Below are 13,026 nucleotides of genomic sequence, written 5' to 3' on the forward strand. Positions count from 1 at the left end.
AGTCAACGGTCGGACGCATTCTGGCGAGACCGTCGGCCGCAGCGGTCATTCGCATTGCAACACGCCCGCTCAGGCCGTCCGCTGCGCCGTCACGGCCTGCTCGTCGCCGAGAACGCTGTCGAGCGATCGCAGCCACTGGCCGCTGTCCGTCCTCTCCGCCAGCCCTTCCGCGCGCAAGAGGTCGCGGAGCTGCGCGTGCGCGCCGACGATGGAGAACATGATCTTTCGCGCGGCGAGCTCGTCGTAGAGATCGTGCAGCATGCGCGCGCCAGCGAGGTCGATATAAGGTGAGGCCGAGAGATCGCAGACCACCAGCCGGATCTCGGGAGCGCGCCGGAGCGCGATCAGGACGGTATCGAGGATCGTCTCGGCGTTGATGTAGAGCAGCGAGGCTTCGGGCCGGAACGCAATGGCGCCGATCAAGGGCTCGACGTCCGCGTGCCTTGAACTGTCCGAATAACGGCCGCTGCCGGGCAAGCGGCCGAGGAACGCGATGTTTGGCCGCGAGGCCCGGGCCAGCAGCAAAAGGATCGAAGCGATCGACGCCAGCAGCACGCCTTGCAGGATTCCGAGCAATAGCACGGAGACCAACGCAATCGTTGCGGCGTAGAAATCGATCCGGCTGACCTGCCACATCCGCACCAGCGCGCGGACGTCGACGAGCTTGTAGACGGCGGCAAAGACGATAGCTGCAAGCACGGCCTTGGGCAGGTTGGTCAAGAGTCCCGTGAAGAACAGAAGGCACAGCCCGAGCGTCACCGAGCAGATCACCAAAGCGAGCGGCGTCCGTGCGCCGGCGCTGTCATTGACGGCTGATTGCGACAGCCCGCCGGCAACCGGATAGCCATGGCCGAAGGCGACGACGAGGTTCGCGGCCCCCAACCCCAGGAACTCCTGCCGGACATCGAGGGGATAGCCGTGCTTGGCGGCGAAGCTGCGAGCGGCCGAAACGCCCTCGATATAGGCCAGCAGGATACACCCTGCGGCGAGCGGGAAGAGATCGTCGAAGTCCAGCAGGCCGAGCGTCGGAATGCCCAGGGCCGGCAGCCCTTCCGGTATCTTCCCGGTGACGGGCACGCCGAGCGCCGGCAGGCCAAGGAGCGTCGCCGTCCCGATCGCGAGCGCGACGATGGTGATGCCGACCGGTTTGCCCGGCAGCAGCCGTTCGCCGAACAGTAGGAGCAGCAGCGCGACCGCGCCGACGGCGAGCACGAGCAGGTTGACGGTCCCGAGCTGGCCGGCCAGCTTGATGGCGCGGTCGAAGAAATTGTGGCCGCCGCCGGCAACGCCGAGCAGGCTCGGCAGCTGGCTCATGATGATGGTGAGCCCGGCGCCGGCCTTGAAGCCGACCAGGATGCTGTCGCTGACGAGGCGGACCAGCACGCTCAGCTTGAACAACCACGCGATGAAGCACAGCACCGCCACTGCAAAGGCCGCAAGGCTTGCGATCTGCGCATAGCGTATCGCATCGCCTCCGGCCAGCGCACCGACAGTGCCCGCGATCATCAGGGAGATCGCCGACGTCGGCCCGATCGCAAGTTGCCGGGACGAGCCGAGCAACGCATAGCCGATGCCGCCGAGCATATAGCCGTAAACGCCGATCTGAGGCGGCAGGCCGGCGAGCGCGGCATAGGCGAGCGAAACCGGGATGGCGTAAGCAGCCAGCGTGACGCCGGCGACGGCGTCCGAGGAAAACCACTCTCGCCGGTAGAAGCCAAGCCAGCCGGCCGGCGGGAAGAACCGTATCCATCCAGGTTCGGACGGCGCGCTCATTGGACGGCCCTCTGATGCGAAGCTTCGCAGCGCAGCAAGACCACCAACAGCGCGACCACGGGAATGCCGAGCGCGAGGTCCGGAATAGCCTTGGTGGCGAAGGCACCCACCGCGGCGCCCAAGCCGAACACGGCACACAACGCGAAGAAAACGCCCGAGCGGCGCAGCGTACCGAGCGGCGCGCCTCCGGCGGCGGCCAAAAAGACAGCCTCGATCGCCTGGCGCATGTTGCCCGTGATCATCACCGTGCTGCAAACAACGCCCTCGACCCTGGTGAAAATCGCGGTCTGCATCGCGGCGACGAACGAGATGCCGAGCGTTCCAGCCAGATCCGGCATCCTGTTATGCAGGATGCTGATCGCGATCAGCAGCAATATCTCGAGCAGGGTACTGATTGCGCTGGCCCGCTCGCCGGCTACGCGGCGCAGCCATGCGGCAATCACGATACCGGCCGCAAAGGCGAGAAGCGGCGGCACGAAGTGAAACGCCTTCGTCCAGTCGCCGGCCGTCGCATAAACCCAGAGGAAGATCAGGTTGGCCGTCTGGGCATTCGCCATCACGCCGTGGATGATCCAGGTATAGGCGTCGATATAGCCGCCCGAGAACGCGAGCAGCAGAACGATCTCCACCGTTTCGTCGCGGCGGATCGCGCCGGCTGCGAGGTCGAGAGCGCTCATGTTGACGATGCCGACTGTCGCGAATTCCGCATCATCCGATAGGCGGTGCCTTGCCGCTCGCAGGGCTTGATCTGGATCAAGCAATGCCCGCGATTTCCCGACTGAGATCACGGCAAAGCGCCGGGGGAGATGCGACATGGATACCGTCAGGTGGATCATCTCCACCGCTCCGGAAATCTTTCTGCTGCTGGCCGTTGCCATCGGCACGATCCTGGGCCGAGTCCGGATCCGCGGCTTTGCCGTCGGGACCACGGCCTGCATCCTGATCGTTTCCGTGCTGCTCGGACAGCTCGGCAACTTTGCGTTTCCGCCGCTGCTCCGCGTGATCCTGTTCAGCCTGTTCGTGTTCACGATCGGCTACCGGTCCGGGCCCGAGTTCTTCGCCTCCTTGAGTGTCCGCACGCTCGCGCAGGTTGCCATGGCGCTGGTGCTGGGCGGCACCGGTCTGGTCGTCGTCCTGTTGTTTGCCCACGGCTTCCGGCTTGATCCCGGCACCGCTTCGGGGATTGCGGCCGGTGCCTTGACGCAATCGTCGGTCATCGGCACCGCCTCAGGCGCATTGGCCCAGCTCGGCCTGCCCAAGGATGTGCTGAGCCAGCAGGAGGCGAACATCGCGGCGGGCTACGCCGTGACCTACGTGCTCGGCTATATCCTGACGCTGCTGTTCGTCCCCTTCGTCGCGCCGAAGTTGATGCGGATCGACCTGAAGGCTGAGGCAAAGAAGCTCGAGGCGGAACTCGCCGGTGGCGATCCGCCGAAGACCGATAACCTCTCTTATCGCAAGTTCCAGGCCCGCGCCTATCGCGTGACCGCGGGCGCCGGGCGCACCGTCAAGTCGATCGAGGAGGAAATCGGAAGCCGCACGGTCGTCGAGCGCATCGTGCGCCAAGGCGCGGACGTCGAGCCACATTTAGAGACGGTGCTCGAGGCCGGCGACGACATCGTCATCGCCGGCCGCACTGCGGTCATCGTCGCCGCCAAGCCGATCATCGGCACCGAGATCGACGCCGACGAAATCTTGAAGGCCGTCCCGGGCAACGTGCTGGAGGTGCTCGTAGACAATCGCCATCTCCATGGCCGCTCGATCCAGGAGATCGCGACGCGTGTCGGCACCGACGCCCGGGGCGTTTTTCTACGCGCGCTCACCCGCATGGGCCGCGAGGTTCCCTTGAGCGCGGACACACGGATCTATGTCGGCGACGTCATGACGCTGGTCGGCAGCACACGCAATATCGAACGTGCAGCAAAGGCCATCGGCCAGATCCTGCGATCGGGTGATCGCGCCGACATTGCCTTTCTTGCCGCCGGCATTGCGGCTGGCCTGCTCGCCGGGCTCGTCAGCTTCAGGATCGGCGGCGTCGCGCTAACGCTCGGCGGTGGCGGCGGCGCGCTGATCGCGGGCCTCGTCTGCGGCTGGCTGCGGTCGCGCAAGCCGACCATGGGCGCATTGCCGCCGGCGGCGCAACAGACCCTGAGCGATCTCGGACTCGGCGGCTTCATCGCGGCGATCGGGCTCGGCAACGGCGCCGCGGCCTGGGCCGCGATCCAGGCCCACGGGCTGCTTCTGGTCGGCATGGGGCTCGTCATCACGCTCGTGCCGCTGATCGTCGCGACGCTGTTTGCCTTCTATGTGCTGCGCATGAACCCGGTCGTGACCTGCGGCGCATTGGCCGGCGCCATGACCGTCGATGCCGCGGTGACCGGCGCGTGCGAGGTGGCCGAGAGCCAGACCCCGGTCCTCGGCGTCGCCGTGCCCTATGCGGTCGGAAACGTGGTGCTCACCGTGCTAGGGCCGATCATCGTAGCGGCAACCTACAGCGGATGACGGAGACCCATGATGCGGCGACCGGCCAGATCGGTGCTCGGATGTTTTGCGGCCATATTGTTCGCGTGGGCCGCTTTCGCCGCGGCCGCGCGCGCGGCGGATGACGTCCGCATCCAGGAAGAGATCTGGGCGCTGCCGCTACCGCTTCCGATGTTCGCCTATCTGGTGCGTCCCGTCGGCGACGGCCCCTTCCCGCTCGTGATCATGAATCACGGCGTCTCGCTCAACCCGACCGACCGCAGCTTCTTTCCACTGGTCGAATTCCGCGACGCCGCCCAATGGTTCGCAAGGCGCGGCTACCTCGTGGTAGCGCCGGTCGGTTCCGGCTATGGCGCAACCGCCATCGACATTCCCCATCGCGCGGTCTACGGACCGTTCTTTTCCAAGATTGGCAAGTGCAGCAATCCCAATTTCCATGACGCCGGGCTCGCGGTCGCCAAGGTCGACCTCGATATCATCGATTATCTGGCCGCCGAGAAGCGCATCATCCCCAAGGACGTGATCGTGATCGGGCAGTCCGCCGGTGGCTGGGCCTCGATCGCCTTGTCGAGCATGAACCCGCCGCAGGTGAAGGCCATCATCACCTTCGCTGCGGGTCGTGGTGGACGCGTCGGCGGCAAGCCAAACAACAACTGCGCCCCCGACAGGCTGGTTGAGGCCACCGCGGATTTCGGCCGCACGTCGCGTGTGCCGATGCTGTGGATCTATATCGAGAACGACACGTTCTTCGGCCCCGACCTGTCGAAGCGCATGCATACGGCTTTCACCGCCGCCGGCGGCCGGGCCGAGTATCACCTGATGCCGCCGTTCGGCAATGAGGGGCATTTCTTCATCGGCTCGAGGGATGCCATCCCGCTCTGGTCGCCATTGGTAACGACGTTCCTCGACGCGCTGAAATAGATGCCAGATCCGTAGGTGAGATCATGCCCCATGCCCGTGACTGCCTTGCGAGTCTCCTGCTTATCGCCATCGCCGGCGCCAACGCGGCGCCCGGCCATGCCGCACCGAAGGGCGCCCAGGCCGAGACGCCGCCCGAAGTTGCCACACGTGGTCAGCGTGAAGCCAAGGACATCAGCTACGGAGGTTGGCAGAAGCTCTGCTTCAAGGCGGGAGGCGCGCCCACACTGTGCCGGACCTCGATCACCGGCCAATTCGCGACCGGACAGACGGCGGTGCGCGTCGATCTGATCGAGCGCGAAGACGCCGCCACGGCCCGGCTGCAACTTTTCGTGCCTGTCGGCATGTACCTGCAACATGCACCCAAGTTGAGCGTCGACCAGGGCGCGCCCTTCCGCCTGCCCTATACTTGGTGTCTCACCAATCTGTGCATCGCTGCCGATGTGGCGGCGCCGAAGATCATCAGGGAGATGGAATCCGGCAAGACCCTGACGCTCGAACTCGTCGATTCGAACCTCCTTGCCATGACGACTTCGATACCGCTGGCGCAATTCGCCTCAGTCCACAAGGGAACGCCAGCCAGGACGCTCGAGCAGCAGATCGACGAATAACGGACCGGAGTCGATCTTACGAGGTGCCGGCGCGTTCGACGGACTCGATCAGTGACTTGCCCGTAAAGGGCTTGATCAGATAGGCGATGCAGCCGGACCCAAGCGCCGCAGCGCGGTTCGCGGGGCTGTCGTTGCCGGTAATGTAGATTACCGGTGCGGTGACGCCCTGCTCAGCCAGTCTTCGCCGGACGTCGATGCCGGATTTTCCACCAAGATCGATGTCGAGGACGATGCAGATCGCGGTGTAGAATCGGCCGTGCTGGAGCAAGGCCCTAGCGGAGTCGAACAGCGTGGCGTCGAAACCGTGCCCACGCAGCAACCTGCTCAGGCTGGTCCGCATGGACTGATCGTCATCGACGACAAAAACGGACGGGCATAGCGGCAAAGCGATCTGCCTTTCGGGAGATGGACGAACTGCGAGCGCTGTGACGGCGGTGGGATATTGCAAACGCTTGCTTTGCGTTGCCGACCCGGCGCCTGTGCATCATTGCGCACGCCTCGCCGTGCACTGTCAACACGCCTCGATATTGTCCTTTGGGGTAACTACACCGTGGGAACCGGGCTTGCGGCGACGAAGCAGCTAATCCTCGTTCGTACCGAGCATTCCGAGCCGTTCCGCGATCGAAACGAGTTCCGCAAGCGAATGCACCTGCATCTTCTCCATTACCTGATGGCGGTGTGCTTTCACGGTGCGTTCGGTCGTCCCGAGTTCATGCGCAATCTGCTTGTTGATCCGGCCGCGCACGATGAGATTGAACACCTGTCGCTCGCGTTGAGTCAGCGTGGCCAGATGAGTCCGAAAACTATCCAGCTTGCTGCGCTGAACGCGCGCCGTCCGCTGACCCGCCAGAGCGCGCTCGATCGCATCGATCAACTGCTCGGAGGATATCGGCTTGGTCAGGAAGTCTTCCGCACCCGCCTTGATCGCCCTCACGGTGGTCGGCGTGTCTGCATACCCCGTCAGGAAGATGATCGGCAGCGTCGAGCCGGACGCGATCAATCGCGCCTGCAAATCGGGGCCGCTCAATCCTGGTATGCGCACGTCGAGCAAAATGCATCCGGCCTGCTCGGGATCCAGCGCGGTCTTCTCCAACTCCAGTGCCGACGCATAGGTCGCGACCTCATAGCCCGCGAGCTTCAGACGCCGTGCGATCGCGGTCCGAAAGGACTCGTCGTCATCAACCACGTGAACGAGACCCGACACCTTCAACCTCTCGCCCAGTTCCAGCGAGGACCATTGACGTCCCCTCGCTCGACAAAGTCAGCTTCAACAGTTTGAGAACCGAAATATCTGCTTGCAATGAGCCAAATCCCCGCAGCGGCAACGCTTTCTCATTCTGCGCACCAAGCGCCCGGAGCTGTCCCTTGGTACAATGAACCTAGGGACAATGGATTGAAATACTGCCTTGGGCGTAAATCAACCCGGCGGGAGCGGAACAGCGCGGCGCATTCCCAGCAGCGGAAATACTTCGTCGGACGGACCAAATTCGGCGATGAGCTGAGGACTTGGCCAATGTTTGTTCGCATCACAACCGATTCCGCACTGCGTCCCAATTCCCTCCGTGACCTCGGCATGACCAGCGATTCAAATGCGCTCGTCAGTTTAAGCGAATTTTCGTACAGAAAAGGCACCGAGATTTACGGCGAGAAAGAGCCCGCCGAATATGTCTATCAGGTCAAGGCGGGCGCGGTGCGAAGCTACAAGCTGTTGTCGGATGGTCGCCGGCAGATCGGCGCATTCCACCTCATTGGCGACATCTTTGGGCTCGAGAACGGCGGGGAGCATCGATTTACGACGGAAGCGGTCGTCGACACCACGGTGCGCCTGATCAAGCGACAAAGTCTTGAAACGGTGGCCGAGAGCGATGCCATGGTAGCCAGAAACCTGCTCAGCATGACCACGAACAACCTCCAGCATGCGGAAGACCACATGCTGTTGCTCGGCCGCAAGACCTCGCTGGAGCGGGTCGCGGCGTTCCTGCTCGAAATGGACAAGCGGCTGACGGCGGCGGGCGTCATCGCGCTCCCGATGTCGCGACGCGATATTGCCGACTATCTCGGCCTGACGCTGGAGACCGTCTCGCGCGCTCTGTCGCGCCTGCACGAACTCGGCATCCTCGGCTTTATCGGCAACACCCAACGACAGATCGTCTTGCTCGACCGGAACCAGCTCGCCAGCCTCGATCTGCATCCTTGAACTGGCGAAACGTCGATCGCGGTTGACCAATGATCCGGGGCGCCGTTCGCCGCAGCCGCATTCATGGCGGGCGTGAAACTGGGCCAGGCGCTTCAGTCAGCCCAAGATGCTCGAGCGTCTTGCGCAACACCTCGAAAAGAATGGCGGCGGACCAGCCGAACAGCAGCACGCCATTCATGGCGGTGAACGGGCCGATCAGCCGCCATTCGCGTACCGGCGTGATGTCGCCATAACCGAGCGTGGTATAGTTGACGAAAGCAAAGTAGAGCAGGTCGGTGTCGGCGGCGGCAGCCTGGACGATGCCGTAGGCCGCGGCCCACACCAGGACTTCCAGCATGTGCGCGACCTTCAACACCACGGCGGTTGCGATCATGACGCCCATCAGGTGCAATTTCGGCCGCTTGAAGTGACGCAGACCTGCGTTGCGCGCGATCCCGACGGCGACGACCGTCACGAGCGCATGAAGCCCGATATTGATCACGCTGACCAGCGTGCCGGCGAGAAACTGTAGCATCATGGCGACCCACCGCCCTCAATTCACCCCAGGACGTCCTACGCCCCCGCCAAACGATGCCAAAGGTCAGCTTGTCGACGTGCCGCCGCCGCGGTTTCCCCTCGCCACGGCGAAGGCCTGGAACTTCACGTGGCGAGCACACGACACTCGCGCCGATCGGCCATGGCGGCGGTTGATCTAGGTCAATGCTGCTTCAACGCCGCCCGCGAGATCGCCAAGGCGCGCCAGCATGGCTGGATCGATGCAGAGCGACAGGCGATCCGGGCTCATATCGAACACGTGCGTTGACTGCCGTCTTGAAGCAGACCCGATGTCGGGTCTGCGCACTCGTTCAGGTTCTTATCGCCGATTGTTCGATCGGCCGGCTGAACCCTGCTCCGCCTATCGCGTGACGCAAGCCGCGACGATCCTGCAGAAGTCGAAGGCGAAGCGGCTATAGAAGAGACTCGCCCCCGGTTCTGACGCTGCCAGGCGATACGAGCTGCCGAGAGCGCGGACGAACTCGACCGTCCCCATCAGCTCCTGGTGCGTCAGCACCGAATGGATGCCCGCCAGCGGTAGCACCAGAGCCTCAATTCCGATGATGGTCATGACCTGTTGGCTCCCGCGCGCGGTAGCGGCGCAAGCTGCGCAAGATGGGCGCTCCTCCATTGATGAGGCGTATCGCCGGTGAAGCGCTTGAACACCGTGGTGAAGTGCGCCTGCGTCTGGAAGCCGACCGTCAGGGCGACGTCGACGAGAGATGCGTCGGCCTGCGCGAGCAGTTCCTGAGCGCGCGCAATGCGGCGCTTCAGAAGATATTCGTGAGGCCGAACGCCGACAGCTGCGCGGAACTGCGCGGCGAAATGCATCCTGCTGAGGCCGGCGACCGTCGCCAGCTCCTGCAGCGTGATCCTCACATTCAAATTCTCCTCGACATATTGCATGACACGCCTGAGACGCCATTTTTGCAGCGACCGTACGGTCCGGCTGGCATGATCCCCGCACTCACCGGCGACGGGATCGAGCGCGGCCCGCTCGTCACGCGCCTGGCGGCTGAACTTGCGGGTGAGGATCGCCAGCCGCAACGCATCCGCCAGGATGGCGGAATGAGCGTCATGCGTGGCTTCGGTCGCCGCGAGCGCGTCAGAGAGACGCCGCATGACGGGGTCCGTAAAATCCGCTGAGGTCTCTTCGCTCCCGTCCGATACACTCGCAAGACGCTTGGCGGAGACCCTGAAGCTGGGCACGCGATCGGCGGATCGCTCGATATCGCCCGCAGATGCCTCAACCGCCAGGGCCACGTCCAGATGAACGAGAGACAGCGTCGTTCCGTCGTCGTCGAACCACTCGACATGCCCCGACGGGGCGAGCCGACGACGATCGATTGCCGAGACGTCGATCGCGCGAACGATATGATCCTTGGCGGCTTGCTGGTGTGACATCTGCAGCGACATCGTCGAATCTCCTTGTCCCATTTCGATCCGGCAGGGCCGCACCGGCCTGTCCGAATGTCATGAGCGAAGAATAATTCGCCGGTCCACGCGCTCCATTCTACGCGGGGGTGCATCGATAGATTCTCGGGTTGATCGAGTCATACCTAGGTATGATCGCAACACAGCCGTCCCGCGCGGCCTCGCCGCGACGCCGAATCGCCGCTGATGGGCGATCGGGTCCACCTGCGGTAAGTTGACGCGCTCGCCGAGCGCCACAGACCAGCAGGATCGCGAAGTGCCCTTGTTTTGCTTCAGTAACGGCCCCTGCCGGCATTCGCACCGGATTCGACGCACTGAGCGTCTTCCAAGAGAGCACGAAAATCACGCGGCAGGATGTTGTCGGCGCGATCAAATCGCGGCATCAACGCCGCTGGAATGAAGCGAACGACGACCAGCGACGATGACGATTGTTGACCAAGCCACGGGGCCATCCGTGAGCCGCATTGGCTTGCGGTTCTGGTCTGCTGCGCTCGCCGTCGCGGTTTTCCTGGTCGACGTCCTGACGCCGCTCGAGGGCGCCGTCGCAGTGCTCTACGTCGTCGCCATCTTGCTCGCAGCGAGAACGAACCGGCGCCACGACATCATGGTCGCTGCCGCCGGCTGTGCCGCCCTGACGATAGTGGCCTATCTGCTCTCGCACGGCCTGCAATCTATCGCCTCGCCCGCCCTCCGTGCGCTGGTGAGCCTCGCGGCGATCGCCATCACCACCGTGCTTGCGCTCCAGAATCACACCGCAACCAACCGCCTGGCGGCGCAGGCACGCCTGCTCAACCTGTCGCATGATATGATCTTCGTCAGGAATCGCGCAAACGTGATCACCTTCTGGAACAAGGCCGCGGAGCAGACCTACGGCTGGTCAGCCGACGAGGCCCTTGGAAAGATCGCCGACGAGCTTCTGCAAACCACATATCCCGACCGGCGAGACGTCATCGAGGCCGGCTTGCTCGACACCGGCCGATGGGAAGGCCGGGTGCAGCAGCGGACCAAAGGTGGCGCCGCAATCACCGTCGATACCCGATGGGCCTTGCAGCACAACCATCTTCGCAAGCCGGTCGCGGTGCTTGAAACGCATACCGACGTGACCGAACGCGTGATGGCGCACGGCGCGCTGGTCGAAAGCGAGCGACGTTACCGCCGGATGTTCGACGCCAGCCGGATCGGCGTCGCCGAAGAGGACTGGAGCGACCTCCGAAAAGCGCTGACGGCGCTGAACCTCGACGGGGCCGGCCTGCGCGACCATCTTTCGCGACATCCCGATTTCTTCTGGCAGGTCAGGCCGCTCGCCAAGATCACGAACGTCAACCCCGCCCTGCAGAAGATGGTCGGAGCCAGCAGTTCTTCCGTCTTCATCGCGAATATCGACAAGCTCCTGGACCGGAGCGACCGGAAGTTCGTCGGCGCATTGGTGGCGTTCGCGGAAGGCGAGCCATTCTACGAAGGAGAGACCGAACTCATCAGGCTGGATGGACGCAAGATTCCGGTACTGTTCACAATTTCCTTCCCGGCGGGGCCCGACGGAGATCGCAACGTACTCGCCTTCGTCGTCGACATCACCGAGCGCAGGCAGGCTCAGGATGCACTGCTCGCGGCACAGGCGGACCTCGCCCACGCGGCGCGCGTCGCCACCCTCGGCGAGATCAGCGCCTCCATTGCCCACGAGGTGAATCAGCCGTTGGCAGCGATCGTCACCAGTGGCGAGGCTGGCTTGCGATGGCTGCGGCGCGACGTGCCCGATCTGAGGGAGGTTGCAACGACCATCAATCACGTCGTCGCCCAGGGCCGCCGAGCCGGCGAGGTCGTTGCCCGGATTCGAACCTTCCTGAAGAAGGCACCGCCCCAGCAGGACATGCTGCAGATCGGCGACATCATCGAGGAGGCAACCTCACTTGTCGCGCGCGAGCTCGCCAAGGACGACGTTGTCCTCACCGTCGAGATCGAGGCCGGCTTACCGCCGATTCGCGGAGACCGGATTCAGCTTCAGCAGGTTCTCGTCAATCTGCTGATCAACGCCGGCCAGGCCATGTCGGGCCAAAGCGGTTCCCGCGTCGTCACGTTGCGCGCCGGCATTGCCCAGGCCGAAAACCTCGCCATTACGGTGCAGGACAGTGGTCCCGGTATCCGCCCTGACGACCTGCCGCGCCTGTTCGACCCGTTCTTCACGACGAAAAACGGAGGAATGGGCATGGGACTTGCGATCTCCCGAACGACGGTGGAAGCTCACGGCGGCCAATTGTCGGCAGAGAGCATCCCCGGCTCGGGGGCGACATTCCGCCTGACACTGCCATTCAGCCAACAACACGCCCTGCCATGACACGACCAAACCAAGCGTCTCCACCGGCCCAACCCTCCAGCTCGGTCGTCATGATCGTCGATGACGACGCAGGCATTCGGGCCTCGCTCGACAGCCTGTTCCGATCTGTTGGTCTGGAGACGCGCCTGTTCGGCTCGCCGGCCGAGTTGCTCGGCGGCACGCTGCCCGAGGGCCCGGGCTGCATCGTGCTGGACGTGAGGCTTCCGGGCGTTAGCGGGCTCGATCTCCAGGGCCAACTGACCCGGCAGGGCATCAGATATCCCATCATCTTCATGACCGGCCACGGCGACATTCCGATGTCGGTGCGCGCTATGAAGGCGGGCGCGGTCGATTTCCTCGCCAAGCCATTTCGCGATCAGGACATGCTCGACGCCGTGACGGCGGCGCTCGAGCGCGATGCGCTGCGCCGAGCCGAGGCCGCGACAAAGGAGGATATCCGCGCCCTTTACGAGACCCTGACGGCGCGCGAGCGCGAGGTGATGGGCCATGTCACGGCCGGGCTGATGAACAAGCAGGTCGCCGGCCTGATCGGCCTCAGCGAGATCACGGTCAAGATCCATCGCGGGAACGTCATGCGGAAGATGGGGGCCCGATCGCTGGCCGAGCTGGTTCGCCAGGCCGAGGCACTCGGGGTTTCCCAGACCCGCAGGACCACGGACCAAACCTGAGTATAATTTCGGTGGGACCGCCCAGCGGGGCATAAGGTGCCATCGGCCGCGCAATGGGAGATATCCTCCCTGCGGAAC

The 13,026-nt window shown here is 64.0% G+C and carries 14 protein-coding genes; 7 read left to right on the forward strand and 7 right to left on the reverse strand.

Translation table 11 applies throughout. The features are described from left to right. Positions 1-69: 69 nt before the first annotated feature. Both GA0061098_RS01260 and GA0061098_RS01265 read right to left on the reverse strand, forming a co-directional pair. Positions 70-1,773, reverse strand: coding sequence for a SulP family inorganic anion transporter (locus GA0061098_RS01260; RefSeq protein ID WP_091952573.1), 1,704 nt, complete (start codon positions 1,771-1,773; stop codon positions 70-72). Then, positions 1,770-2,450 carry a YoaK family protein gene (locus GA0061098_RS01265; protein ID WP_091953867.1) on the reverse strand — a complete coding sequence of 227 codons (681 nt, stop codon included), beginning with the start codon at positions 2,448-2,450 and terminating at the stop codon, positions 1,770-1,772. Before GA0061098_RS01265 ends, GA0061098_RS01260 begins: the two co-directional genes overlap by 4 nt. A gap of 136 nt (positions 2,451-2,586) precedes the next feature. Between GA0061098_RS01265 and GA0061098_RS01270 the strand changes: the two genes are divergently transcribed. The 3 genes from GA0061098_RS01270 to GA0061098_RS01280 are packed head-to-tail and all read left to right on the forward strand — an operon-like array spanning position 2,587 to position 5,783. Then, positions 2,587-4,275: an aspartate:alanine exchanger family transporter gene (locus GA0061098_RS01270; RefSeq protein WP_091952574.1), complete on the forward strand. Its 1,689-nt coding sequence runs from the start codon at positions 2,587-2,589 to the stop codon at positions 4,273-4,275. Positions 4,276-4,284: 9 nt separating this feature from the next. After that, a complete protein-coding gene (locus tag GA0061098_RS01275; protein ID WP_430649251.1) occupies positions 4,285-5,175 on the forward strand; it encodes an alpha/beta hydrolase family protein in 891 nt (296 codons plus the stop codon). A gap of 23 nt (positions 5,176-5,198) precedes the next feature. Then, positions 5,199-5,783 (forward strand): invasion associated locus B family protein, encoded by a 585-nt coding sequence (locus tag GA0061098_RS01280; RefSeq protein WP_091952576.1) that lies wholly within the window; start codon positions 5,199-5,201, stop codon positions 5,781-5,783. A 16-nt stretch (positions 5,784-5,799) separates the two neighbouring features. Here the strand turns inward: GA0061098_RS01280 and GA0061098_RS01285 are convergent, their stop codons facing one another. Both GA0061098_RS01285 and GA0061098_RS01290 read right to left on the reverse strand, forming a co-directional pair. Further along, the gene (locus GA0061098_RS01285) at positions 5,800-6,168 is read right to left on the reverse strand and encodes a response regulator (protein WP_283807977.1); all 369 of its coding nucleotides are present in this window, start codon (positions 6,166-6,168) and stop codon (positions 5,800-5,802) included. Between the two features lie 195 nt (positions 6,169-6,363). Then, positions 6,364-6,987 carry a response regulator transcription factor gene (locus GA0061098_RS01290; RefSeq protein ID WP_165637088.1) on the reverse strand — a complete coding sequence of 208 codons (624 nt, stop codon included), beginning with the start codon at positions 6,985-6,987 and terminating at the stop codon, positions 6,364-6,366. Positions 6,988-7,296: 309 nt separating this feature from the next. Here GA0061098_RS01290 and GA0061098_RS01295 point away from each other — a divergent pair, with 309 nt between their 5' ends. Then, on the forward strand, positions 7,297-7,980 hold the full coding sequence (locus GA0061098_RS01295) for a helix-turn-helix domain-containing protein (RefSeq protein ID WP_091952582.1): 684 nt from the start codon (positions 7,297-7,299) through the stop codon (positions 7,978-7,980). A gap of 61 nt (positions 7,981-8,041) precedes the next feature. Here the strand turns inward: GA0061098_RS01295 and GA0061098_RS01300 are convergent, their stop codons facing one another. Next, positions 8,042-8,497 (reverse strand): potassium channel family protein, encoded by a 456-nt coding sequence (locus GA0061098_RS01300; RefSeq protein ID WP_091952584.1) that lies wholly within the window; start codon positions 8,495-8,497, stop codon positions 8,042-8,044. A 159-nt stretch (positions 8,498-8,656) separates the two neighbouring features. Between GA0061098_RS01300 and GA0061098_RS46925 the strand changes: the two genes are divergently transcribed. After that, positions 8,657-8,782, forward strand: coding sequence for a hypothetical protein (locus GA0061098_RS46925; protein WP_283807978.1), 126 nt, complete (start codon positions 8,657-8,659; stop codon positions 8,780-8,782). Positions 8,783-8,875: 93 nt separating this feature from the next. Here the strand turns inward: GA0061098_RS46925 and GA0061098_RS01305 are convergent, their stop codons facing one another. Together GA0061098_RS01305 and GA0061098_RS01310 are read right to left on the reverse strand one after the other, a co-directional pair. After that, positions 8,876-9,085, reverse strand: a complete 210-nt coding sequence (locus GA0061098_RS01305) for a hypothetical protein (protein WP_091952586.1) — start codon at positions 9,083-9,085, stop codon at positions 8,876-8,878. After that, on the reverse strand, positions 9,082-9,930 hold the full coding sequence (locus GA0061098_RS01310; RefSeq protein ID WP_091952588.1) for a helix-turn-helix domain-containing protein: 849 nt from the start codon (positions 9,928-9,930) through the stop codon (positions 9,082-9,084). Before GA0061098_RS01310 ends, GA0061098_RS01305 begins: the two co-directional genes overlap by 4 nt. Before the next feature lie 439 nt (positions 9,931-10,369). On the opposite strand from GA0061098_RS01310, the gene GA0061098_RS01315 reads away from it, so the two are divergent. Further along, complete coding sequence (locus tag GA0061098_RS01315; protein ID WP_091952590.1) at positions 10,370-12,280, forward strand: PAS domain-containing sensor histidine kinase; 1,911 nt, start codon at positions 10,370-10,372, stop codon at positions 12,278-12,280. Next, the gene (locus GA0061098_RS01320) at positions 12,277-12,948 is read left to right on the forward strand and encodes a response regulator transcription factor (RefSeq protein ID WP_091952593.1); all 672 of its coding nucleotides are present in this window, start codon (positions 12,277-12,279) and stop codon (positions 12,946-12,948) included. Before GA0061098_RS01315 ends, GA0061098_RS01320 begins: the two co-directional genes overlap by 4 nt. The last annotated feature ends 78 nt before the right edge of the window (positions 12,949-13,026 follow it).

Source organism: Bradyrhizobium shewense (assembly GCF_900094605.1).
Lineage (GTDB): Bacteria > Pseudomonadota > Alphaproteobacteria > Rhizobiales > Xanthobacteraceae > Bradyrhizobium > Bradyrhizobium shewense.